Raw genomic sequence first — 24,489 nt, forward strand, 5'->3', positions numbered from 1 at the left:
GGGTTGAGCAAGATTCCGACAATTCTTATCATCTTTTGCCCTTTTAATGTTTTCTGCGTTAAAAGGGCATTTTTCTGTCTGATCTTATAATAAAAAGGCAATAATAGACGGCATTTAGTTGGCGCTTTTATTGATCCGAATTCCATGGATGGTGCTGTTTTTTCATCGCTATCCCATGTCTCAGACACATTTCATCTAGATTAAATATCTAAGTTGTTAAAAAGTAACTGGCTCCCTGAGGGAAAATAATGCGTAATTTAATGGTATTGGGCAAATTGGCGTTTGCTGGTTTGTTTGCTTTGTCTTTGGTCGCTTGTGGCGGATCAGAGAAAACAGAAGAAACCGCAAAGGTTGATAAAAAAGTAGAAACGATTCATTGGAAAATGGTCACCACTTGGCCAAAAAACTTTCCAGGTCTGGGTACTGCAGCTGAAGAATTAGCGAAAAACATTACAAAAATGTCTAACGGACGTTTAGATATTAAAGTTTATGCTGCAGGTGAGTTGGTTCCTGCATTAGAAGTTTTTGATGCGGTCTCTCGTGGTACGGCGGAAATTGGCCATAGTACGGCCTATTATTGGAAGGGTAAGGCTCCAGCGGTGCAGTTCTTTTCGTCTGTGCCTTTTGGTATGACGGCACAAGAATTTAATGCTTGGATTGAATACGGTGGTGGCTTAAAACTGTGGGAAGAAGTGTATGCACCCTTTAATATTATACCTATGGCTGTTGGTAATACAGGCGCGCAAATGGGCGGTTGGTTTAACAAAGAAATCAATTCTCTAGCAGACTTCCAAGGCTTGAAAGTACGCATGCCTGGTCTGGGTGGCGAAGTGTTGAAAAAAGTAGGCGCGGTGACGGTTAACCTTCCAGGTAGCGAAATGTTTACGGCACTTCAAACCGGTACGATTGATGCCACTGAGTGGGTGGGTCCTTATAATGACCTAGCATTTGGCTTGTACAAAGCGGCAAAATACTATTATTACCCAGGTTGGCAAGAGCCAGGCTCTGCGGTTGAAGCGCTGATCAACAAAGATGCTTTCAATGCATTGCCAGACGATCTACAAGAGGTTGTTCGCTCAGCTGCACAACAAGCGAACTTGAATATGTTGAGCGAGTTTACTGCGCGTAATAATGCCGCCTTGAAGACTTTGGTCGATGAACATCATGTTATTTTGAAGAAGTTCCCGAAAGACCTTTTGGAAGCTTTGCGTGTAGCGTCTGATGAAACACAAAAAGAAGTGGCAGCTAACGACCCAATGAGCCAAAAAGTTTATGATTCGTTTACTGATTTTTTAACATCGGTTAGCGAGTGGCATGACATTTCTGAGCGTGCGTTTATTAATGCTCGCGCAACGGACTAATGAGCTCGATTTAAAGAACTAGTGAAACCAACAAGCCCTGTTGTTGATTGATAACAGGGCTTATTTTATTTTTTGTTTTTTTACTTTCTGATGAAAGAAAAAATGTTAAGTAAAGCGCTAATTTCCAGTGCAATTCATCTATTAGTGAGTACCGTGAATGAACAAAATAAATATGTGGGTCAAAGCTTTTTTGGTTGGTCTCATGATGACGACTTTGGTTTCCTGTGGTGGATCTGAAGAGAAAGATACTGCAAAAGTTGAGAAAAAAGTCGATGTAATTCATTGGAAAATGGTAACGACTTGGCCGAAAAATGCTCCAGGTGTCGGAACAGGAGCGGAAACACTCGCTAAGAATATTAAAGAGATGTCGAACGGCCGTTTGGATATTAAAGTGTATGCTGCTGGTGAGCTTGTTCCTGCATTGGAAGTATTTGATGCGGTATCTCGTGGTACCGCGCAAATGGGCCATGGTTCTGCGTACTACTGGAAAGGAAAAGTACCGGCTGCACAGTTTTTTTCTACCGTTCCGTTTGGTTTTACAGCGCAAGAGTTTAATGCTTGGGTTGCTTATGGCGGAGGCTTAGAACTGTGGGAAGAAATCTATGCTCCGTTTAACTTAATTCCTATGGTAGCTGGTAATGCTGGCGTGCAAATGGGGGGATGGTTTAATAAAGAAATTAATTCGTTAGCCGATTTCCAAGGCTTGAAAATGCGTATGCCAGGGTTAGGTGGAGAAGTACTGAAAAAAGTCGGTGCATCGCCTATTACTTTACCTGCTAGCGAAGTTTTCACCGCGCTTCAAACTGGGACAATCGATGCTACAGAATGGGTTGGGCCTTATAACGATCTTGCGTTTGGTTTGTATAAAGCGGCTAAATATTATTACTACCCGGGCTGGCATGAGCCAGGCTCAGCGGTTGAAGCTATTTTTAACAAAGATGCTTTTGACGCGTTACCAAAAGATTTAAAAGCCATTGTGCACTCTGCAGCTCAACAAGCTAATTTAGACATGATCAATGAGTTTACGGCACGTAATAATGCCGCTTTGCAAACCTTGGTAAATGAGCATCATGTGATTCTTAAGCCTTTCCCTCGTGACTTGTTAGAGGCGCTCAAAAAAGCGTCTGCCGAGACCCTAGAAGAAGTGGCCGCGAGTGATCCTGAAAGTAAAAAAGTCTATGAGTCATTCAAGAACTTTTTAGCCCCAGTAAGTGAATGGCATGATGTGTCTGAGCGTGCCTACATCAATGCGCGAGCAGATGACTAAGCGCTCCGCCTTTTAAAACGTCTAGTTAGTACTTCTTAAAGCTCCGTTATCTTTGATAGCGGGGCTTTTTGCTTTCCTGAAACAGTCATTAAAAATAGCCAAAAGAAATAAATATCAAAAAGGTCTTGAGCGCTGGCGGCGCAATTCATACTATTCAGTACACTTCGTGCATATAATATGAATTTCGGGTTCGAATTTTATCCTTAATTAAGGTTCTTACTCCTACACAAGTAGGGTTGTGTTGTTTGTTATATGCACGCTAAGTTCAACAAAAATAACTAGTCTCCTGAGGGATAATCAATGATAACAATAAAATCGTGGGGCAAACTGGCGTTGGTCGGTTTGGCTGCTGCTACCTTGGTAGCGTGTGGTGGATCAGAAGAAAAAGAAGCGGCAAAAGTAGAAAAAAAAGCTGAGGTGATTAACTGGAAAATGGTCACTACTTGGCCTAAAAACTTTCCTGGTTTGGGGACCGGAGCTGAAAATTTAGCAAAAAGCATTAATGAGATGTCCAATGGCCGCATTAATGTCAAAGTGTATGCGGCAGGCGAGTTGGTTCCTGCTTTAGAAGTGTTTGATGCGGTGTCTCGTGGTACCGCTCAAATGGGCCACGGTGCTGCTTATTACTGGAAAGGTAAAGCGCCAGCCGCACAATTCTTCACGGCGGTACCGTTTGGCTTCACGGCGCAAGAAATTAATTCGTGGATTCATCACGGTGGTGGTTTAAAACTGTGGGAAGAAATTTATGCCCCTTTTAATTTGATTCCAATGGCAGCGGGTAATACGGGTGTACAAATGGGCGGGTGGTTCAATAAAGAGATTAACTCTTTGGCGGACTTCCAAGGCTTAAAAATGCGTATTCCTGGCCTAGGCGGCGAAGTCTTGAAGAAAGTGGGCGGTACACCAATTAACCTTCCCGGCGGCGAAATCTTTACGGCTCTACAATCAGGCACTATCGATGCAACAGAGTGGGTGGGTCCTTATAACGATCTAGCATTTGGCTTGTACAAAGCGGCTAAATACTACTACTACCCTGGTTGGCATGAGCCTGGTTCTACGATGGAAGCGATTTACAACAAGGAAGCGTTCGAAGCCTTGCCAAAAGATTTACAGCTGATCGTACGTGCGGCTACTCGCCAAGCCAATGCTGAAATGTTAGATGAGTTTACTGCGTTGAATAATTCTGCATTGCAGACATTGGTCAATGAACACAACGTCATCTTAAAACCTTTCCCTGATGACGTGTTGCTGGCTCTGAAAAAAGCCTCCGCGGAAACACTGGAAGAAGTGGCAGCAGCCGATCCATTAAGCCAGAAGGTCTACGATTCGTTCAAAGACTTTGGTGCAAAAGTAAGAGCGTGGCATGAAGTGTCAGAACGCGCTTATATCAATGCACGTGAATTGAATTAAGCGCCTTTAATCTTTTTCGATTTGAACTAACTTATTGACCTGTAAAGCTCTGCTATCGCCGATAGCAGAGCTTTTTATTTAGAGAAGATTACTGTTTTAACTGAAAAATAAAATTAAAAAAGGCTTGAGCCTTGATATTGCAATTCATACTATTAAAAAGGCGTGGCAAATAAGCTATGACTATAGAGTTGGTTGGTCGACTCGGCTTTGCTTCGTTCATTGCAGTAAGCAAAGGTATATATAAAAATAAAGCTATTCAGTCTTTTAGGGATAATCAATGAGCACAATAAAAATGTGGGGAAAACTGGCATTAGTCGGTTTAACGGCGGCAAGCTTAGTTGCTTGTGGTGGATCAGAAGAAAAAGTAACGGCAAAGGCTGAGAAAGCGGCAGATGTTATTCACTGGAAAATGGTCACAACATGGCCGAAAAATTTTCCAGGGTTAGGTACAGCGGCAGAACATTTAGCGGAAAATATTACCGCAATGTCCAATGGGCGCTTAGTGGTAAAAGTGTACGCTGCAGGTGAACTGGTTCCTGCGTTGGAAGTGTTTGATGCGGTGTCTCGTGGTACTGCACAAGTTGGTCATGGCGGTGCTTTTTACTGGAAAGGCAAAGCTCCAGCGGCACAGTTTTTCTCCGCCGTACCTTTTGGTTTTACCGCACAAGAAATGAACTCATGGCTTCATTATGGTGGTGGCCTGAAGTTGTGGGAAGAGACTTACGCCCCTTTTAATCTTATCCCAATGGCAGCAGGTAATACTGGGGTGCAAATGGGGGGGTGGTTCAATAAAGAGATCAATTCCCTTGCAGACTTCCAAGGCTTAAAAATGCGTCTGCCAGGTTTAGGTGGTGAAGTGCTGAAAAAAGTAGGTGGTACACCCGTTAACTTGCCGGGTAGTGAAATCTTCACCGCATTGCAAACAGGTACTATTGATGCAACAGAGTGGGTGGGTCCATACAACGATTTAGCATTTGGCTTGTACAAAGCGGCCAAATTCTACTACTACCCAGGTTGGCATGAGCCGGGTTCTACGATGGAAGCGATTTACAACAAGGAAGCGTTCGAAGCCTTACCAAAAGATCTACAGCTGATCGTACGTGCGGCAACTCGCCAAGTGAGTGCTGATATGCTGGATGAATTTACCGCGCGTAACAATGCCGCGTTAGAAACGCTAGTGAATGAACATCATGTGGCTTTGAAACCATTTCCAAAAGAAGTATTGGTGGCATTGAAAAAAGCCTCTGCTGAAACGTTAGATGAAGTAGCTGCCGCGGATCCAATGAGCCAAAAAGTCTACAACTCGTTTAAAGACTTCAATAGTAAAGTCAGAGCATGGCACGAAGTGTCTGAGAGGGCTTTTATCAATGCTCGTGAGCTTGAGTAATTCTTAACTTAGCTTTCTTAAATGACAAATACTAAAAAAGTCTTCATGGTTAGATTGACCATGAAGACTTTTTAGGTAAACGAGTTTAGTTAGTCTCGCTCATTATTTTTTAAACTTTTTGATCAGCTTAGGAGCAACTAGTGCGGCTACGGTTGCGATCGCTAAGATATAAGTCATGGTGCCGTTAAGTAAGATAGACCAATTACCACCACTGATAGACAGTGCGCGACGTAAGTTTTCTTCCAATACTTCGCCGAGAACCAAGCCCAAGATCACGGGGGCTAAGGAGAAGCCTAGCTTACGTAGAATGAAGGCAAAAATACCTAAACCAATCATGAAGAATAAGTCGAACGAATCGCCATGGATGGAGTAGATGCCAACGAATGTAAGCATGACAATTATTGGGACTAGGTAAGACTGCTTAATAGACAGCAAGCGAACAAATAAACCAATAAGCGGCAAGTTCATAATAAGCAACGCAATGTTACCAATGAACATAGAGGCAATTAGACCCCAAGCAATTTGTGGTTGTTGTTCAAATAATAGTGGACCTGGTGTGATGTTAAACATCAACAACGCGCCTAATAGAATCGCTGTGGTACCACTACCTGGAATACCCAATGTCAACATAGGTAGCATAGAACCTGCTGCAGAGGCATTGTTTGCCGCTTCTGGAGCGGCAAGACCACGAATGTCGCCTTCCCCAAAGTGTTCGTTGTTGCCTTCTGCGAAGCGTTTTTCTGTGCCGTACGCTACTGCACTCGCAATAGAAGCCCCTGTACCTGGTAAAACACCAATTAAAAAGCCAGATAAAGTAGAGCGTAATACTACCCATTTAACGGCTAGCATATCAGACAGACTCACAAAGCTTTTGCCAACAGGAGTCATCTTTAAGTCGTTACGTGCCCAGCTTTCAAGAAGAATCAGTACTTCACTGATGGCAAACATACCAATAACGACGACCAAAAAGTCTACGCCATCGAACAAGTTTGGAATGCCCATGGTGAAACGCAGAATGCCTGTACCTGAATCGATACCAATGGTTGCTAGTAGTAAACCAATTACTACACCAACGATGGTTTTGATTGGACGTTTGCCGACCATAGTTGCCAAACACGTGAAGGCAAAGATCATCAACCAAACATACTCAGATGGACCAAATTCAATAGCTAAGCGGCTAAGTAATGGTGCAAAAATCACCATAAGCAACAAGGCGCCCATACTGCCAAAGAATGAGGAAACGGCAGATAATGCTAATGCTCTACCACCTTCACCGCGCTTTGCCATAGGATAACCATCTAAAGTGGTCATGATGGCGCCAGCGTCACCTGGTACGTTGAGCAAAATACTGGAAATACGACCACCGTATTCGGCACCGTAATAAACCCCTGCCAACATGATCAGGGCTGACTCAGGTGGTAAACCGATGGAGTAGGCCAAAGGTAATAAAATGGCAACACCATTGATTGGCCCAATACCGGGTAGTGAACCGATTAACGTACCAAAAAAACAACCTGCTAGAACCAGCCCCAAGTTAATCGGGGTCAGGGCTACTGAGAAGCCTATCGATAGAAAATGTAATACGTCCATTAGAAGATGTCTCCGAAAAGTAGGCCTGTTGGAACGTTAAGCTCCATCACATCGGCTAATAGGAAATAGCTGACTAAACTTAAAGCAAGAGCATAAAAAAAGGCTTTCAGAGGTTTTTCACCAAATAACCAGCTAAAAATGGCACCCACAATAGTAGTTGCAACAATGAAACCTGCTTCTTCAAATAAGAAGGCATATACCACCATAAGTACAAGACCACTGATAATTTTAATCAGCACATCTTTACGTGGTAACCAAGCGTTAGCATCAGGCTTTACAATTAGGCGTACGCTACAGATAGCGAGCACGATAGATAGAATGATAGGGAATGCCTTGGGACCAAGGGGTTCATACTGAAACGGGACGTTAAAATGATAAGCTGTCCAGGCGATTAGCCCGGACAGTACCAATAATGCGCCCGCAAAAATGCGGTCATATAACATGTTATCGCCTCAATTAACGACGTATTATTGAATTAAGCCAGCTTCTTTCGCTAGACCGCGCATGAAGCCAACGCGCTCTTTGATGTAGCTCTCTAACGCTGGACCAGACATAGTGAATGGCACTAGGTTTTGATCTGCAACGGCTTTTTGGAAAGCTGGATTGTTGTAGGCTTTTTTGAATTGATCGGCCCAGTAATTGTAGGCTTCATCAGATACTTTGGGCCCTAAGTAGTAACCACGAAGAATCGTCCATTCTGCGTCGAAACCTTGCTCAATAGCGGTAGGGTATTTAGAGAATTCACCTTTTAAGCGCTCTGGAGACATGATGCCAAGCACTTTTATTTTGCCTGCTTCAAGTAAGCCTTTCATTTCGCCTACATCACCTGGGTATACTTTGATGTGACCACCCAATAGGGCTGCGCTTGCTTCACCGCCCCCTTCATAAGCAACGTAACGCATTTTCTTAGGATCTACACCAGCAGATTTAACGACAATGGCGGCTTTCATCCAATCTTGGCTACCGACACCACCACCAGCACCTAAGACGAATTTGCTTGGGTCTTTTTTGATGTCGTCAACCAATTCTTTAAGATTGTTCCATGGTGCATCAGCACGAACCATGATAGCACCGTAGTCAACACCTGCTGTACCAACCCAACGAGCATCGTTCTCGTCTAGGCCTTGTCCAAATTTACCTTGAGCGATGTTAAGCAAAGATCCAGAGCTAAAAGCGACTAGTTTGTTTGGGTCATCTGGCGTAGTGGAGTTTATGTAGTTGTAAGCGACTGCACCGACACCACCTGGCATGAAGGTTACTGCCATAGGAATGTCTGTTAGGCCTGCGTTGGCAAAACCTGTAGAAAGGATACGGCAGGTTAAATCAAAACCACCACCTGGTTTAGCAGGAGCAATACAAGTTGGTTTATTTGGTTCAAAAGCACTGGCGTTTAGGGCAGCGGTAAGGCCGCCGACCAACAATAGGGAGGCAATTTTGGCTTTCATTTATTATTCTCCAAATTTCTTTTTGTTTTATTTTGCTGTACAAGGTTGTACAGGAGTGAGCAAAGTTACTCCTTTAAACTGACACTAACCTGACAAGAAGAGATAGGGTTCCGTCATGCGTATGTTATTAATTGAAGACAACGAGAGTTTGGCCGACTCGATTCGTGTGTATTTCAGGAATTTAGGTCATCCTATTGATTGGATTGGTTCAGTTGAAAAAGCCGAAGCGAGTCTGTCTTTTGACTACTTTGATTTGTTGATTTTAGACATAAATTTACCTGGCAAAAGTGGCTTCCAACTATTGCAGAGCTTACGTAGCAAGGGTAATCGCATCCCTGTTTTGGTACTAACTGCTCGTACTGAAGTGGATGACAGAGTTAGTGCTTTAGACTTTGGAGCTGATGATTATTTGGCAAAACCTTTTGATTTTCGTGAGCTAGCGGCTCGTTGTCGTGCGCTTTATCGACGTGAACGAGGTGGCGCGAGTAACGAAATACAGTGTGGTAATTTAGTGTATGACTTGGCGGCACATTCGGCCAAAGTGAATAATGTCACTTTAGATTTACGACCAAGAGAGCTGCAATTGTTGGAGCTTTTTCTGAAAAATCTGGATCGTGTGCTCACTAAAGATGACATCTCCAATCGGCTCTACAGCTACGATGAAGCCTATACCCCCAATGCCATTGAACAAACCCTAACACGTTTAAGAAAACAGTTGGACGGCTCGACTTTGATCATCAAAACCATTCGTGGCTTAGGGTATTTGGCCCATGTCGATGACTGAGAAAAGCTATTCAATCCGTTCCCGAATGTTAGGTCGTTCAGCTTTGTTGCTGCTGTCTATTTTTCTAATTTTAAGTCTGGGCGTTTGGCACTATGCTCGTCAATCCGCCAATTATTCTTACGACCGACTGCTCAATAGTGCCAGCTTGTCTATTATGGAAGGTTTGCACGTTTACGATAAACAAGTGGATTTAGATTTGCCTTATGCGGCGTTTGAAATGATGCAGCTTGCCGATGAAGATAAGGTGTTTTATCAGGCGTTAGGTACACAAGGCGAGCTGATTACCGGTTATCCAGACATGCCTTTGCCTAATGAACTTAACGAAGATTCGGCTATCGCTTTTTATAATGCGCATTATTTATCTGAAGAGGTGCGTGTGGTAATTCGCCATAAAAGGCTATCAGAGCCAGTGGTGTCTGGTTGGGTCACTGTGGTGCTGGCGCAAACGCTTAGAGCGCGGCATAAGATGATGAATGAGATTCTATACCGAAGCTTCGCTGTACTGTTTGGTATTATGGCTTGTGTAATGATTGTCTTGTGGGTGGCGATTAATCGTGCTCTTGAACCGCTGAGTTCAATCTCTAAAAGTTTGGCTTCTCACTCGCTACTTTCTGCTGAACCCATTCGGCCGACACCGATTCAAGAAGTATCGCCATTAGTAAGTGCGATCAATGATTATCAAGCGCAGCTGTTATCCAACTTAGCTGTGATGAAACGTTTTATTGCCGATGCTAGTCATCAAATTCGTACTGCACAAAGTGCGACTCAAGCTCAATTAGACATTGCTAGCCAAAGCGAAAATTTAGCGGATTTGCCAGAACATTTAAGTAAAATTCGACAAGAGCATGAACGTTTGACACGTTTAACCAATCAGTTGCTAACTCACGCTATGGTGGTGCATCGAGGTGATACGGTGGTTACCGAGCAAATGGATATCGAAGATGTTATGAAGAAACTATTAACAGAATGCGTGCGAGACAATGCCCATCGTATGATAGATTTTTCTTACCAATGCGAGCAGCAACTACCTTTGTTTATGGGCGATTCCATTAGCTTACGAGAAGCCGTTCGTAACCTCTTGGATAACGCAATTTATTACGGTCCTGAGGAGAATCAGATTGAGATTTGTCTACAAATGGATGCCTCATGTATTGATATTATTATTGACGATGCTGGTTCAGGCATTCCTATTGAATGGAGAGAAAAAGCATTAGAACGTTTTCAGCGCTTGGAAAATGGACTTAATGGTTCAGGTCTTGGTCTGTCTATTGTGACCAGTGTAGCAGAAGCTCATGGCGGTAAATTTTTCTTGGAAGACAGCCCCTTAGGTGGGCTTCGGGCAAGAATATGCCTGCCAAAAGAGAGGACGTTATGCTGAAGCGAATGAGCTTTTTATTGATATCCTTGATCATGATTGCGAGTAAGGTTATTGCTGAAACACCCACATTACCAACTGTATGGGAAGCAGATAGATTAACCATATACAGTGCAACGGATTTAAAAGCAATCTTCCCTGTATTAGAGGCTTTTAAAACACAAAATCCTAATATAAAACTAGAATATCGCGAATTTAATACTCAAGAGCTAGATCGTGCCATTAGAGCTAAACCGTTAGAGGATCAGCCTGATGTGGTAATTAGCTCGGCCATGGACCTGCAGGTTCGCTTGGTGAATGATGGGTATGCGCAGCCAGTATTAGGTGAAGCCGTTATAGGTTTACCTAGTTGGGCTAATTGGCGTAATGAAGTCATTGGCTTTACCTACGAGCCGATTGTTTTTGTTTACAACAAGCTAGCTTTTCAAGGGAAAGCGGTTCCTCTTACCCATGAATCATTGGCGAGCACCATGCGTATCGAGGATAGTTTTTTTGCTCATAAAGTTGGCTCTTATGATGCTCGCCGTTCAGGGATTGGCTATTTAGTAGCAACGCAAGATGAAGTGACATCAAGCATTAGTGGCCGCTTACAAGAAAGCTTGGGACGTGCTCGTACTAAGGTTTATGGCCAAACGGCAAGCTTATTAGATGATATTGCCACTGGTGAGTTGATCTTTGGTTACAACCTTTTAGGATCCTATTCTTTTGCTCGTGAAAAACGAGACAATCGTATTGGTGTAGTGATTCCTCAGGACTATGCTTTAGTAGTGAGTCGTGCTGCGTTTATTTCCAAACAAGCTAAGCATGTTTCCAATGCCCAGCGCTTTGTGAATTTCTTGATATCTAAGGAAGGGCAGGGTGTGATCGCGAAAAAAAGTGAGCTGGTGGCTTTATTCCCGGATATTGATGATTTGGTATCTCAGCAAGATACACAAGATCAAACGATTAACTTTCATCCCATTCCGTTAGGGCCAGCTTTGATGGTATATCTTGATGACTCGAAGCGCCGACGTTTTATTAAAGCGTGGGAAAACGCCTTGCTATCCATTAACGAAGATCAGTAACACGAGCATAAATGGCAAAAAAACAGCCCTTTTTGTTGCCAAGAAGGGCTGTTATTTTATGAACGAGCTCTTTCGAACGCGTTTTAGTCGTTCATGCTACCCAATTCAAGCAGTGTCGCGTTGCCACCGATCGCTGTTGTGTTGTTGGACACGGTGCGTTCAGTAACAAAGCGTAGAACATAGTGTGGTTTGGCAATCACGCTTAAATTTTTTGCATCGGTTTCTTCAACCAATTGGCAAATTAAGCCGCTTTTTGCTGTAAGACGTTGGCTTAGCTGTTGAGCTTGAGCTGAGTCGCAAAGCGTTGCGATACCTGCAAGGTGATTAGCTTCGATCAAAGAATCTTGCGCGGACTCTGCAATGTTTTGCACAACACCTTCTGCGACAACTGGTGCAATCATGTCCATGATCTCTTGGCCAGCTAGCCCCACTGTAATGACTGGGTTACCGGCAATCAGCGCAGCAAACACTTGGCCAACTAAACCTATTTTTGCCATATCACCTTCAAGAGAAGACATGCAAAGAAACACGCCACGGCCTTGGTTAGACAGTTCATTACGCTCGCCAGTTGGTCCTGGCATAACGCGTGTTTCAGCAATAGATTGCTTCGCGTTGTCAATTTGCCAAGCGGCCATTTTGCGTTGTGCTTCCGGGAAAGCGTTTAAGGCTTTTTGCAGTTTTTCTGCTCGGCCATTGACGCCAAGTTTGTCCCATGCTTCGAAGACTTTCTGAGCGACCTGAATTTGGATAGGTTGTACGATTGTCATAATAATGTCTCCCCTTAAAGGTCTTGCTCAATAGCGAAGCGTTGAAGGTAATGTGGACCGCCTGCTTTTGGTCCTGTGCCGGATAAACCTTGTCCGCCGAAAGGCTGAACGCCAACCACTGCGCCAACTTGGTCACGGTTGATGTAAAGGTTACCAACGCGAGCACGACTAGCGATACGAGCACAAGTGGTTTCGTTACGGCTATGAACACCCATAGTTAAACCAAAGCCTGAGTTGTTGATGGTGTCGATGATCTTATCCAAGTCGCGTGCTTTGTAGCGTACAACGTGGAGGATAGGGCCAAATTTCTCATCTGTTAGCTGATCAATACTGCTGATTTCAAATGCCGTTGGTGCAACAAAAGTACCGTTTTTTGCGAAGTCTGGCAGTTCTGCTTGGGCTATCAACTTGCTTTCTTTGGTCATGCGTTCGATGTGTTCAAGCAACATGTCTTGAGCTTTCTTATCGATAACCGGACCCACGTCTGTGCTGTGCAGGTAAGGCAAACCAACGGTTTGTTCTTGCATGGCACCTTTGATCATAGGAATAACGCGGTCTGCAATGTCTGCTTGCACGAACAACACGCGCAATGCAGAACAACGCTGACCGGCAGACGCAAACGCTGAACGCACGGCATCACGCACTACTTGTTCAGGCAAAGATGTTGAATCAACCAACATCGCGTTTTGGCCGCCTGTTTCGGCAATGACTGGCACTGGCGCAACGCCACGAGCAGCCAAAGTACGATTAATCAATTGTGCTGTGCCAGTAGAACCTGTGAAGGCAAGACCGGCAATGCGTTTGTCGCTCGTCAGAGGAGCACCAACGGTGGCGCCGTCGCCTGGCAATAGGTGAAGTACGTCAGTTGGAACGCCTGCTTGGTGGAGCATTTCAATAGCGCGGAAAGCGATCAAGCTGGTTTGCTCAGCCGGTTTGGCAACCACTGTGTTACCAACGACAAGAGCGGCAACGACTTGGCCTGTAAAGATCGCCAGTGGGAAGTTCCATGGGCTGATACAAGTGAATACGCCGCGGCCATTGAGCTTGGCTTGTTTTTCTTGGCCTAAGAAATCTGTGTAGCTGGTTGGATTGGCAAAGTGGCTACGGGCTTGTTGCGCGTAGTAGCGACAAAAGTCCACGGCTTCACGTACTTCGTCAATGCTGTCTTGAATTGTTTTACCCGCTTCACGGTGGCAAAGTGCCATCAGTTCCGCGTAGTTTTCTTCCATCAAGTCGGCTACTTTATCTAGGCAATCAGCACGCTCTGTCGCTGGACGTGCAGACCAGGCAGGGAAGGCCGCTTCAGCAAGGTCAATTGCCTTGGTGACGGTTGCAGCGTCTGCCCAGTCGATTTGACCTGCTGTTTGGCTGTGGTCGTAAGGGCTGTCGACAGAATGCGTTTGACCGGTTGCTACTTTCTCGCCACCAACGATTGGGAAGGCACGCCATTGGGTGTCTTGTCCCATGAAGGTATCAATTTTGGCTTTGAACGGCGTCCATTCAGAATCAATTTCGATGTTTGGACCAAAGGAGTTCTTACGGTCGTCAAATAAACCAGAAGGCAAGCTGATATGTGGATTCGCCAAGGTTTTACGGCTTTCAAGCGTCGTTACTGGGTGGTCAATCAACTCAGAAACGGGATAACTAGCGTCGATCAAACGATGAACGAATGAGCTGTTAGCCCCGTTTTCTAGCAAACGACGAACCAAGTAAGGAAGCAAATCTTTGTGGCTACCTACAGGTGCATAAATACGAACGCATATATTGCTGTCTTTGATCAAGCGGTTGTAAAGCGCATCACCCATACCGTGTAGACGTTGAAATTCGAATTCTTCTGTCGTCGCGCCTAGTTGCTTGGCGATGCAGCTAATGGTGGCGATTGTGTGTGCGTTGTGGCTTGCAAACTGCGGGAATATGTTTGCACGAGTATGCTCGCTCAATAAGAAATGCGCACACGCCAAGTAAGAAACATCAGTGGATTCTTTGCGGGTATAAACTGGGTAGCCGTTGATGCCGCGTTGTTGGCAAAGTTTGATTTCAGAATCCCAGTAAGCGCCTTTTACAAGACGCACAGGTACACGGTCGCCTTGTTCTTTAGAAAGGGCTGCCAACCACACCAAAACCGGTAGTGCGCGCTTAGAATAAGCCTGAACAACAAGGCCGAATAAGCCCCAACCTTTCGTACATTCGTCACGATAAAGTTTTTCGAATAAATGCAAAGACAGCTCGAGACGGTCAGCTTCTTCTGCATCTATGGTGATGCCGACGTTCAACGAGCGCGCTTTGATGATCAAGCTTTTTACGCTGTCGAAAAGCTCTGTCATTACACGGTCTTCACAACCGACTTCGTAACGTGGGTGTAGTGCAGACAGCTTGATAGAAATAGTTGGGCGGTGTCCTTTGCTGTAGGTGTCTTTGCCTACAGATTCTACGGCTTTCATATAAGACGTTAGATACTTATCAGCATCAGCTGCGGTTAGTGCCGCTTCACCCAACATGTCGAAAGAGTAGGTGTAGCCTTTGTCGCGGTAGCTTTTGCCACGAGACAAGGCTTCTTCAATACTGCGACCTAGAACAAACTGGTGTCCCATGATTTTCATTGCTTGGTTCATCGCTTTACGAATCACAGGTTCAGAAACACGGTTTACCATGCGGTTTACTAAGTTCGCTGGTGTACCGTCTTTGTTCTCGTCCATCGTGACGATTTTGCCCGTCAACAATAAACCCCAAGTAGACGCATTAACGAAGAAAGAGTCCGAGTTTTTAGCGTGAGATGCCCAATCGGCAACGCTCAAGCGGTCTTTGATAAAAGCATCAGCGGTTTCTTTGTCCGGCACACGCATTAGAGCTTCAGCTAAGCACATCAGCAAGATGCCTTCTTTGGTGTCTAGGCTGTATTCCAATAACAAGGCGTCAATCATTGACATGCTATCGTCGTCTTTGCGGACGTCGGCAATCAAATTGGCAGCGGCATTGGTTTGGTTTTCTAGCTCGCCTTCAGTCGGTTTAGCTAAAGGTAATAACTCATTTAACCACTTCTCTTCATCCATATTATAAAGAGGGGAAATGAGCTGCCACAATTCATTGAGTGGACGCTGAATGAAGTTAGGCTGTAACACCTCAATCGCTTTAAACATGGTTGGATTCTCCCGCGTTAATATAAAAAACGACATGGTTTTTTATGAAGGCCGCATATTGTTATAGAGCATTAAGCATTTTTCTGACTACTTTTCACTCTGCTGAATCAAAAAAATGCATGTCTGGATAATGCTGACACTTTAGTGACAGAAGGGATAAATTGTCTTTCGAAAAAATCGTTTTTTTTTATAAGAAAGTCCGACAGCATAAGAATAAAGAGGGCGCTGATTTATTCTTGTGCAAATGATTAGGGGAAACGATAGCAATGCTTATAAATGGGGCGTTTAATGATTTTATATGGAGAAAGAGAATCAGCGCGTACCAAATTGCTTTTGGTACTTCAGTGGCGTAATGCCAAGGGTTTGAGAAAATACATTGGTCATAGCGCTTTGACTAGAAAATCCACACATTTCGGCCACTTGAATAGGGGGGAAGCCTTCGGCGAGCAAGCTTTGAGCACGTTCTAAACGTTTGCGCATTAAGTATTGGTGTGGGGTCATGCCAGTTCGGTCTTTAAAGCGTTCGTGAAATTGGCTAACACTCAAAAAGCAGAAGTTTGCTAACTGATCGATATGAACACGGCGGGATAAATTTAGTTCGATAAATTGGTCGAGTTTATCAATATCAAGATGATTGCCACGAGAGCGGACATCTTTATTGTTGATTTGATGGCGAATAGCGCTTAATAAGGTATTACCGCAAGCGCGAGCCAAGGTCATATCATTTGGGTATTGTTGCAATTCACCAGATAAAGCAGAGGCTAAGATCTGTAAACGCGGATTTAGCTGAAAATATGCTGCTTGGTCAAACAAACGAGATACGACTTCGTATTCTTCGTCGGTAATACTTTTTTGCGGCGGAACAGGTAGATTGACTACCATGATGCGATTTTCCCCTAGGCCTGCAAACGCATGACTGTTCTCAGACGGAAGGATACAGCCTTCGCCAGTATGCAGTTGCTTGCCTTTGCCTTCTATATCGAAATCGGTATTGCCATCTAGCACAACGACCAATTGGTGGTAATCGTGATCGTGCGTGTCCGCTTCGGCAGGTAGGCTGAAAACATCGGAATCAGACTTAGTCAAAATGAGCCTTTTGAATAAACATAAGTAAGAAAGTATAGCGGCCTTAGGGCAGCTTTAGTAGCGTATTTTTGTGAAGATATCGGATTTTACCGTATGAAGAGTATCTTTATTGCGAATAAAGAAGCAGGTGAAAAGATAAGAAAAGACGGCACTTGATGTTATTAAGCACCGTCTTTTCGTACTGGTTGGGTACTAGCTTATGCGGATAACAAGGTTGCCCAACGCTCCCGATTTTAAAACATCTTCGTGAGCTTGAGCCAATTCGGTAAGCGGGTAGCTATGACGAATAACGGGCTTGAGGACACCTTTTTCAAACAATGGCCGCAAAGATTTTGCAATCAAGGCCAGCTCGACAGGTTTTACATTGGCTAATGCCACACCGACGACAGAGGCATCACGCGCCATTAAGTCACGAGGGTTAACCTCGACTGTGCCTCGGTTGCCCACAACCGCCACACAACCACCAAAAGCCAAGGCTTTTAAATCCTGATCTAAATTGTGATTAGCGAGCATTTCGATGACGATATCAAAGCCAGTTTCTAATGATTGATAAGGTGTAAGGTGATCAGCATCATTGTGCATAATGACGTTAGTCACGCCTTGCTGACGCAATAAATCTGCACCGGCAGGGGTGCCTGAACTGGCAACCACTTCCATTCCCGCGGCTAATGCTAATTGCACTGTGGCAAGACCTACAGCGCCGGTTGCGCCATGTACTAATACCTTGTCACCGGCTTTGCCGTTGGCACGACCAAACAAGGCTCGGTGAGCGGTAGTATAAGGAATACCAATACACGCACCTTCTTCGAAAGATAAAGCATCCGCCAAAGGATAGGTATGAGTTGCAGCACAAGCAGCAAACTCCGCAGAAGAACCGCTTAGATTGCGACTAAAATACACACGCTGACCAATTTCGAAGCCAGTGACATTAGAACCGAGTTCAACAATCGTACCCGCACCATCAGAACCAGGCGTATGCGGGAAAGTGGTTGAATAGTTATTGGTGCCAGAGCGAATATAAGTGTCTACAGGGTTGACGCCTGCCGCACCGACTTGAACCAAAATTTGGTCTTCATTGATGCTTGGTTTTGGAGCATCAGCCAGCGATAAATCGCTGGCTGGGCCGTAGTCTGTGATTTGCATTGCTTTCATGTTTTTATCCTAACTTAATGAGTTCTGTTTTTGTTATTTCAAAAGTTATGTCTTAGATCAGTCTGCATAGACTTGTTCAGGCAGCCAAGTCGCTAGATCTGGCCAAATGGATAACATGATTAGTACTAACACCTGAATAAGAATAAAAGGTAAAACCCCTTTATAAATAGACTGAGTTTTCAGTTCTGGCGGCGCTACGCCACGCAAGTAAAATAGCGCAAATCCGAATGGTGGAGTGAGGAATGATGTTTGTAAATTAATGGCCATCATAATACCCAACCACACTGGATCTAAGCCCATTGCTAACAATACTGGCGCAACAATAGGTACAACCACAAAAGTGATTTCTATGAAGTCTAGAATGAAGCCAAGGAAGAACATTAGCAACATCACGACGATCATTGCGCCAACAACGCCACCAGGAAGTTGTGAGAAGAAGTCTTGAATCAACTCTTCGCCACCAAAGCCACGGAACACCAATGAAAATAAAGATGCACCGATCAGAATCATGAACACCATGCAGGTGACTTTTGTGGTCGAGTACACTGCATCTTTTAAGGTTGGGAAGCTTAACTTGCCACTTCCTAGAGCTAGCAACGCCGCACCTAGTGCGCCAACACCTGCTGCTTCAGTTGGTGTGGCAATACCGCTAAGAATTGACCCCAATACAGCAAAGATAAGCACCAAAGGTGGCACCAAGCCTTTAAGTAGTTGAACGGCTAAAGACTCTGTTGAGCCATTGCGCAATTCGTCACGAGGAACCGCGGGTGCTTTGTGCGGCTGCAACCAAGCGACCATGATGACGTAAAGAATATAAAGCCCAACTAAAATTAAGCCAGGAATCAAGGCACCAACAAACAAATCTCCTACAGAGATGGTTTTAGGAGAGAAAATGCCCATTTCCAATTGCGCTTTTTGATACGCATTGGACATCACATCGCCTAACAGAACCAATGCGATGGATGGTGGAATGATTTGACCTAACGTACCTGTCGCACAAATAGTCCCTGCGGCTAAAGCTGGATCGTAGCCGCGACGCAGCATGGTGGGTAACGAAATCATACCCATAGTTACCACGGTTGCACCCACAATACCGGTACTTGCCGCCAGTAACATACCTACTAAAATAACCGAAATACCCAAGCCACCACGTAACGTACCAAACAGCATCGCCATGGAGTCGAGTAGTTTTTCTGCCAATTTTGATTTTTCGAGCAAAACACCCATTAGGACAAAAAGCGGGACAGCGATCAGCGTTTCATTGCCGATGATACCGAACAAACGGTTTGGCAAAGCCTCCAAAAAGACACCATCAAAAGTGCCGAACATGGAGCCTACAGCGGCAAAAATAAGCGCCGTACCACCTAGAGAAAATGCGACAGGGTAACCAAATAACAAGCAGACACAAACGCCGGCAAAGAGCCATAAAGGAATAAATTCAGCCATTAGTTTTGTCCTTTAGCATGTCTAGTAATGGGGGAACGCGCCGCAGTTACCACACCAATATTTTTCAAAATATCCGCAGAACCTTGAATGATCATGCTCACCATCATGATAGGAATAAGCGTTTTTAGCAGATACACAAAAGGTAAACCGCCAGGCTCTGGAGAGGTTTCCAGTACACGCCACGAAGCACTCACATAATCTAGGCTTAAATAGGCGGTATAAAGTGTGAATGGCAAAAGGAAGAAAATGCCGCCAATGATATTTACCCATGCTTTTTTAGTGACAGAAAAATCACGATAAAAAACATCAACACGTACGTGCTCATCATCTTTAAAGGTATAGGCCGCTCCTAACATAAAGACCGTTGCATGCATATAAAGCACGGACTCTTGTAGTGCGATCGCACCAATATCAAAGCCATAACGCAAAAGCACGATGAGACAGGTAAACAGCATCATCGCTAACGTAAGCCAAGCAACGCATCGCCCCATATAATGGGAAATCGCCTCAGCCGAACTGACTAGTTTGTTTAACATTAAAATACCCACAGTTTTTAATCATTTTTATCGGAAGTTTAGCGAGGCCACAGTGCCTATAAAATCCGGACAGTTAGTCTATTGGATAACGCCACTCTTGGGAATATTACAGATGGCTTGAAAGGCAAGTTAGAAGGTATTTACAGGAAATTGAGCGTTTTTTTCGAGTAAAACAGTGAGCGATGATTCACTGTATGTCAGAAAACAGACACGACGTTGCCGTGTCTGTTTATTGAAAGTATTACTTAGTTTGGTCTTTTACAAAGGTTGTGTCTTTTTCACCTTTAAAGAAATCACGACCGTATACCAAAAGACAAAGTACTACACCAACGGCGAATGCCCATGTAGCACCACGAGTGGCTAGTACTGCAGCAACGATACCTGCGATACCAAGATCGCGTTGTGATCTGGCTTCCATAATACCGATTTTCACCGATACATAACCCTGAATGAGCAAGGTTAACGCCAGTGCTACGCCTAGGATTGGTTGCACGAGAGTAACAATTGGCATGAATAACAAGCCAGTGTTGGTTCCCCAGCGGAATGAGCCTGCACCACCAAAGATGGAGTTCATGGCTTTCTTGCCCTGGCTGAAACGCTCTGTGATAACTACGTGCATAGCCGCCCAAAGAGGTCCACACATTGTTACATCGGGCCCAAGAATCGACATTGCTGAGTTTCTTGCACCAAAAATCATGTGTGCACGGTCTGGGCTGTAATCGATTTTTTCATCGGAACGAACTAGATCAGCTTCATCCAAAATCGCTTTGCTTTGTAGCACGTCACCAAATAGTACGATGTACGCTGCTAAAACTGTCGGAACAGCAGTAACAAACATCATTATTGGTGGCATGCCTAGACCGAACACGGTGTACTCTTTCCAAAGAGTAACAAAATCTGGAGAAGAGAAGCCCCACTGAATCTCAGGCCAAGAAGTCTCACCAACCGTTGGTGCAATAAGAATCGCTAGAACGATGATTGGGAAGATACCGAGCTTTCCGATCATATTAAACAAAGCATTGTTTTGTTTTAGTGCTGCAAAATGACGTGAAAATATCACATAAAAAGCCACACCCACTGCAAGCGTGATGGTTACAGGGTAGGTATCAAAACGGCCATCGACTTTAAATACCGCCATAACCGCCGCAATCCCTGCACCGATGATGATGCCGGATTTTATGGCCTGTGGAATGAGTGATACGACTCTGTGTGCCAACCCCGAGGCCCCGATAAAAATGGCAAACACCCCTAACAGTAGTTGGAATGAGACGAGAGCGTATATTCGTTCAGGCCCTTCTGGGAAGGTCGAGCAATATGCCATGAGTAGTGGGATAGCGGGAGTAATCCAGCCTGGAACGACAGGGTCGCCTAATAAATGGTGTAACAAATAGAACAAGCCATTAAGCATGACGACGGCCAATGCTACTTCGAATGGCATACCGAGTAGTTCGGTCATTAGTGGGATAGCGGCTAAATCGACCGCACACATTATGAGGCCTTGAAAGTAATCTGGCCACTCAAAACGATAATGGACAAAAGGCAGCCTGACTTTAAAAGGTCCCATCTTCCAATAGGGCGTTTCTTGGCCATCAATGCGTTCTTCTCTCATGAGTTTTTCCTTTTATTTTTTTAGTTATTAGCCTCACCTGTATGGGGCGAGGGTTGTGTTAAATTAAAAAGCTGCTTGATATAACGCTAATGCATCGTCTTCGGTGACGGGAACGGGATTGTTGCCGAGCAAGCGAGTTTGTAACATGGCGTCTTTAGCAAGCGTTGGCAGGCTTTCCTCGGTGACACCAACATCTTGTAGGCGTTGTGGTGCACCAGACTCATTCATCAGTTTTTGCATGAAATCAACGAATTTCGCTGAGCGTATTTCTACTTCTTCTTCTGACGAACCCAGCACGACATCGGCAAGTTCTGCGTACAATGGCGCCGCAACGGCCATGTTGTAGCGTAATACCGGACCAAGCATGAGTGCGTTTGTTAAGCCATGAGGTAAGTGATAATGACCGCCCAATGGATAAGCGAGAGCATGAACGGCAGCAACTGGGCTATTGGAGAAGGCTTGCCCTGCTAAGTTTGCTCCCAACAACATGGCTTCACGAGCCGCGCGGTTTTGTCCATCTTGACAAGCTGTGACGAGGTTTTTGCTTAGCAAGCGTAAAGCCTCTTTTGCCAATGCATCAGACAATGGGTTTTTAAGATGTACTGAGGTGTATGCTTCTATAGCGTGAACCATCGCATCAATGCCGGTTGCCGCGGTTGGCAACGCAGGAAGCCCGACAGTTAATTCTGCATCCAACAAAACACGGTCTGCGTATAATTGCTGAGATACCACCCCCATTTTAGTGGTTTCGCCTGTGGTAAGAATGGTGATATTGGTTACTTCTGACCCTGTGCCTGCTGTGGTAGGAACTTGTACCAATGGTGTTCGAGTTCCTGTGACATTGCCAATACCGTACAGCTCAGACAGTGGTTGTTCTGATGTCAGCATAACCGCAACGAGTTTGGCGATGTCCATTGACGACCCGCCACCCAAGCCTAGAACGATATCAGCATGGCTCTTTTTACCTTGTTCAACACACGCCATTAACACATGTTCTGGTGGATCTGCGACTACATCGTCAAAAACGGTCACTGTGAAGCCGTGTTTTTTTAGCGAGTCTTTGGTTTGCTCTAATAGACCGCTTTCGTTCAAGAATTTGTCAGTGACGATTAATAAGTTACGTTCTTTGAACCACTCACTAAGTAATTCGCCAAGACGTTTTGCGCCACCCCATTCAAGGTGCATGGAACCAGGTGCATTAAAAGAAAAAGGTTTGATGCCATCAGTCATAATGATCTCCTATTTATTGTTGTTGGCTACGGTTTTTGGCTTAGAGGGCACTGCATACGTATTTCATTTCGAGATATTCTTCGATGCCATATTTAGAGCCTTCACGACCAAGACCTGACTGTTTTACGCCACCGAAAGGCGCGACTTCGTTTGAAATCAATCCTGTGTTGTGACCGACCATGCCGTATTCAAGTGCTTCTGATACGCGGATCATGCGGCCGTGATCGCGGGTATAGAAATACGCAGCAAGTCCAAAAATCGTATCGTTGGCCATGGCAATGGCTTCCTCTTCGGTATCAAAGGCAAACAACGGCGCCATCGGGCCAAAAGTTTCTTCTTGTGCGACTTTCATCTCAGCCGTAACGCCGGTCAAAATCGCTGGCTGTAGGAATAGCCCACCCAAGCGATCACCACCAAAAGCAAGTGTCGCGCCTTTGCTGACGGCGTCTTGGATGTGATCTTCTACTTTAGTGATGGCTTTTTCTTCGATCATTGGACCAATGTCGTTGCCAGCTTCAACACCGCTACCGACTTTTAAAGCTTTGACTTTTTCGGTCAGCTTGGCGGTAAATGCCTCGTAAACACCGCGCTGGACTAAGATTCGGTTAGCACAAACACAAGTTTGTCCTGCATTACGATATTTAGACGCCATAGCGCCTTCGACAGCTTTATCCAAATCTGCATCATCAAAGACAATAAAGGGTGCGTTGCCGCCCAGTTCTAAAGAGACTTTCTTGATGGTCTGTGCGCATTGAGCCATCAATAAACGACCGACTTCCGTTGATCCAGTGAAAGATAATTTGCTAACAACTTGGCTGTCGGTAAGAACCTTGCCCAGTTTACTAGCAGAGCCTGTGATGACTTGAAAAACCCCATCGGGAATACCAGCGCGTTGTGCTAATTCGCCAATGGCTAATGCTGTCAGTGGTGTTAGGTCCGCAGGGCGAACGATCATAGAACAGCCTGCTGCCAGTGCTGGCGCAGCTTTGCGTGTAATCATCGCCGCTGGAAAGTTCCATGGCGTAATCGCGGCGGTAACACCGATAGGTTGACGGATAACGGTCAGTCTCTGGTCGGCGCGAGGTGCTGGAATGGTGTCGCCATAAATGCGTTTTGCTTCTTCTGCAAACCATTCAATGAAAGAGGCAGCGTAGCCAATTTCGCCTTTTGCTTCCGCTAACGGCTTGCCTTGTTCAGTGGTCATCAATAGAGCTAGATCGTCGGTGTTTTCGATCATTAGCTCAAACCAGCGCTTTAGGATGACTGAACGTTCTTTTGCTGTAAGCGCTGCCCATTTTTTTTGCGCAATACGAGAGGCTTCGATAACGGCAGGGATTTCCTCTGGGGAAAGATGAGGAATGTTTGCGATGACATCACCGGTTGCAGGGTTGGTGACAGGATGTGTTGTTTTGGCTTTAGCTTCGACCCACTCACCATTCACTAAACAATGAGCTTTTAGAAGTGACATGTCTTTTAACATGAGTATCACCTTTATATTGGTTATTTTTAAGACGCTCTGTTTTTGTCGTTGCTAGGGTCACAAGGGATCCATAAACAGATGACGAACACGTCATTGCTCATTAGAAATAATCAAATAAGAGGCCGCTCAAGTTGCTGGGAGGGCTTGTGAGATAGGATGGCATTTATAGTAATGCGCGCTCTTATTATTTTTTTACTAAGAACAATGTTGCTTCTTAGCTAAGAGCAATCAGGATGCCAGTTTTTTAAATATATCTATCTATTTGATAAATATATAAAAATTCATTCCCTCATTTGTTTTTACGAGAAGTTTGAGCGGTTATCGATCACAATGATCGATGTTTTTTGATCGGTAACCGCTCGA

At 44.8% G+C, this 24,489-nt stretch carries 19 protein-coding genes; 7 read left to right on the top strand and 12 right to left on the bottom strand.

From position 1 onward, the window contains the following. Nucleotides 1-248: 248 nt before the first annotated feature. From DFP80_RS02900 to DFP80_RS02915, 4 genes are all read left to right on the top strand, one after another. On the top strand, nt 249-1,361 hold the full coding sequence (locus tag DFP80_RS02900) for a TRAP transporter substrate-binding protein (RefSeq protein WP_113915315.1): 1,113 nt from the start codon (nt 249-251) through the stop codon (nt 1,359-1,361). Between the two features lie 157 nt (nt 1,362-1,518). Beyond that, nucleotides 1,519-2,628, top strand: coding sequence for a TRAP transporter substrate-binding protein (locus tag DFP80_RS02905; protein ID WP_113915316.1), 1,110 nt, complete (start codon nt 1,519-1,521; stop codon nt 2,626-2,628). A 300-nt stretch (nt 2,629-2,928) separates the two neighbouring features. Then, nucleotides 2,929-4,038, top strand: coding sequence for a TRAP transporter substrate-binding protein (locus DFP80_RS02910; protein WP_113915317.1), 1,110 nt, complete (start codon nt 2,929-2,931; stop codon nt 4,036-4,038). 277 nt (nt 4,039-4,315) lie between these two features. Then, entirely contained in the window at nt 4,316-5,425 is a 1,110-nt protein-coding gene (locus DFP80_RS02915; RefSeq protein WP_113915318.1) for a TRAP transporter substrate-binding protein, read from the top strand. A gap of 102 nt (nt 5,426-5,527) precedes the next feature. On the opposite strand, the gene DFP80_RS02920 is transcribed toward DFP80_RS02915, so the two are convergent. Genes DFP80_RS02920 through DFP80_RS02930 form a run of 3 tightly spaced genes read right to left on the bottom strand, consistent with a single transcriptional unit; the run spans nt 5,528 to nt 8,460 of the window. Then, nucleotides 5,528-7,015, bottom strand: coding sequence for a tripartite tricarboxylate transporter permease (locus DFP80_RS02920; RefSeq protein WP_113915319.1), 1,488 nt, complete (start codon nt 7,013-7,015; stop codon nt 5,528-5,530). Then, nucleotides 7,015-7,458 (bottom strand): tripartite tricarboxylate transporter TctB family protein, encoded by a 444-nt coding sequence (locus tag DFP80_RS02925; protein ID WP_113915320.1) that lies wholly within the window; start codon nt 7,456-7,458, stop codon nt 7,015-7,017. Before DFP80_RS02925 ends, DFP80_RS02920 begins: the two co-directional genes overlap by 1 nt. A 24-nt stretch (nt 7,459-7,482) precedes the next feature. Beyond that, nucleotides 7,483-8,460 carry a Bug family tripartite tricarboxylate transporter substrate binding protein gene (locus tag DFP80_RS02930; RefSeq protein ID WP_113915321.1) on the bottom strand — a complete coding sequence of 326 codons (978 nt, stop codon included), beginning with the start codon at nt 8,458-8,460 and terminating at the stop codon, nt 7,483-7,485. Between the two features lie 115 nt (nt 8,461-8,575). On the opposite strand from DFP80_RS02930, the gene DFP80_RS02935 reads away from it, so the two are divergent. From DFP80_RS02935 to DFP80_RS02945, 3 genes are read left to right on the top strand one after another with little or no spacing between them, the layout of a single operon-like run. Then, complete coding sequence (locus tag DFP80_RS02935; protein ID WP_113915322.1) at nt 8,576-9,244, top strand: response regulator transcription factor; 669 nt, start codon at nt 8,576-8,578, stop codon at nt 9,242-9,244. Then, nucleotides 9,231-10,622, top strand: a complete 1,392-nt coding sequence (locus DFP80_RS02940; RefSeq protein ID WP_113915323.1) for a sensor histidine kinase — start codon at nt 9,231-9,233, stop codon at nt 10,620-10,622. Before DFP80_RS02935 ends, DFP80_RS02940 begins: the two co-directional genes overlap by 14 nt. Beyond that, nucleotides 10,616-11,683, top strand: a complete 1,068-nt coding sequence (locus DFP80_RS02945) for an ABC transporter substrate-binding protein (RefSeq protein ID WP_241560167.1) — start codon at nt 10,616-10,618, stop codon at nt 11,681-11,683. Before DFP80_RS02940 ends, DFP80_RS02945 begins: the two co-directional genes overlap by 7 nt. 83 nt (nt 11,684-11,766) lie before the next feature. Here the strand turns inward: DFP80_RS02945 and DFP80_RS02950 are convergent, their stop codons facing one another. The 9 genes from DFP80_RS02950 to DFP80_RS02990 all read right to left on the bottom strand — a co-directional run bounded on the left by DFP80_RS02950 (nt 11,767) and on the right by DFP80_RS02990 (nt 24,126). After that, nucleotides 11,767-12,450: a 1-pyrroline-5-carboxylate dehydrogenase gene (locus DFP80_RS02950; RefSeq protein ID WP_113915324.1), complete on the bottom strand. Its 684-nt coding sequence runs from the start codon at nt 12,448-12,450 to the stop codon at nt 11,767-11,769. Between the two features lie 14 nt (nt 12,451-12,464). After that, nucleotides 12,465-15,587, bottom strand: coding sequence for a bifunctional proline dehydrogenase/L-glutamate gamma-semialdehyde dehydrogenase PutA (putA, locus tag DFP80_RS02955; RefSeq protein WP_113915325.1), 3,123 nt, complete (start codon nt 15,585-15,587; stop codon nt 12,465-12,467). Nucleotides 15,588-15,899: 312 nt separating this feature from the next. Next, complete coding sequence (locus DFP80_RS02960) at nt 15,900-16,673, bottom strand: helix-turn-helix domain-containing protein (protein ID WP_113915326.1); 774 nt, start codon at nt 16,671-16,673, stop codon at nt 15,900-15,902. A 192-nt stretch (nt 16,674-16,865) separates the two neighbouring features. Then, nucleotides 16,866-17,825 (bottom strand): NADPH:quinone reductase, encoded by a 960-nt coding sequence (locus tag DFP80_RS02965; protein ID WP_113915327.1) that lies wholly within the window; start codon nt 17,823-17,825, stop codon nt 16,866-16,868. 57 nt (nt 17,826-17,882) lie between these two features. Beyond that, nucleotides 17,883-19,271, bottom strand: coding sequence for a TRAP transporter large permease (locus DFP80_RS02970; RefSeq protein ID WP_113915328.1), 1,389 nt, complete (start codon nt 19,269-19,271; stop codon nt 17,883-17,885). Next, nucleotides 19,271-19,807, bottom strand: coding sequence for a TRAP transporter small permease subunit (locus DFP80_RS02975; protein ID WP_113915329.1), 537 nt, complete (start codon nt 19,805-19,807; stop codon nt 19,271-19,273). Before DFP80_RS02975 ends, DFP80_RS02970 begins: the two co-directional genes overlap by 1 nt. A 241-nt stretch (nt 19,808-20,048) precedes the next feature. After that, nucleotides 20,049-21,416 (bottom strand): hypothetical protein, encoded by a 1,368-nt coding sequence (locus DFP80_RS02980; protein ID WP_113915330.1) that lies wholly within the window; start codon nt 21,414-21,416, stop codon nt 20,049-20,051. A gap of 63 nt (nt 21,417-21,479) precedes the next feature. Beyond that, nucleotides 21,480-22,646: an iron-containing alcohol dehydrogenase gene (locus DFP80_RS02985; protein WP_113915331.1), complete on the bottom strand. Its 1,167-nt coding sequence runs from the start codon at nt 22,644-22,646 to the stop codon at nt 21,480-21,482. A 40-nt stretch (nt 22,647-22,686) separates the two neighbouring features. Further along, nucleotides 22,687-24,126: an NAD-dependent succinate-semialdehyde dehydrogenase gene (locus DFP80_RS02990; RefSeq protein WP_206610543.1), complete on the bottom strand. Its 1,440-nt coding sequence runs from the start codon at nt 24,124-24,126 to the stop codon at nt 22,687-22,689. Nucleotides 24,127-24,489: the final 363 nt, after the last annotated feature.

The sequence above is a fragment of the Marinomonas rhizomae genome (genome assembly GCF_003315485.1).
In the GTDB taxonomy this organism is placed as follows: domain Bacteria; phylum Pseudomonadota; class Gammaproteobacteria; order Pseudomonadales; family Marinomonadaceae; genus Marinomonas; species Marinomonas rhizomae.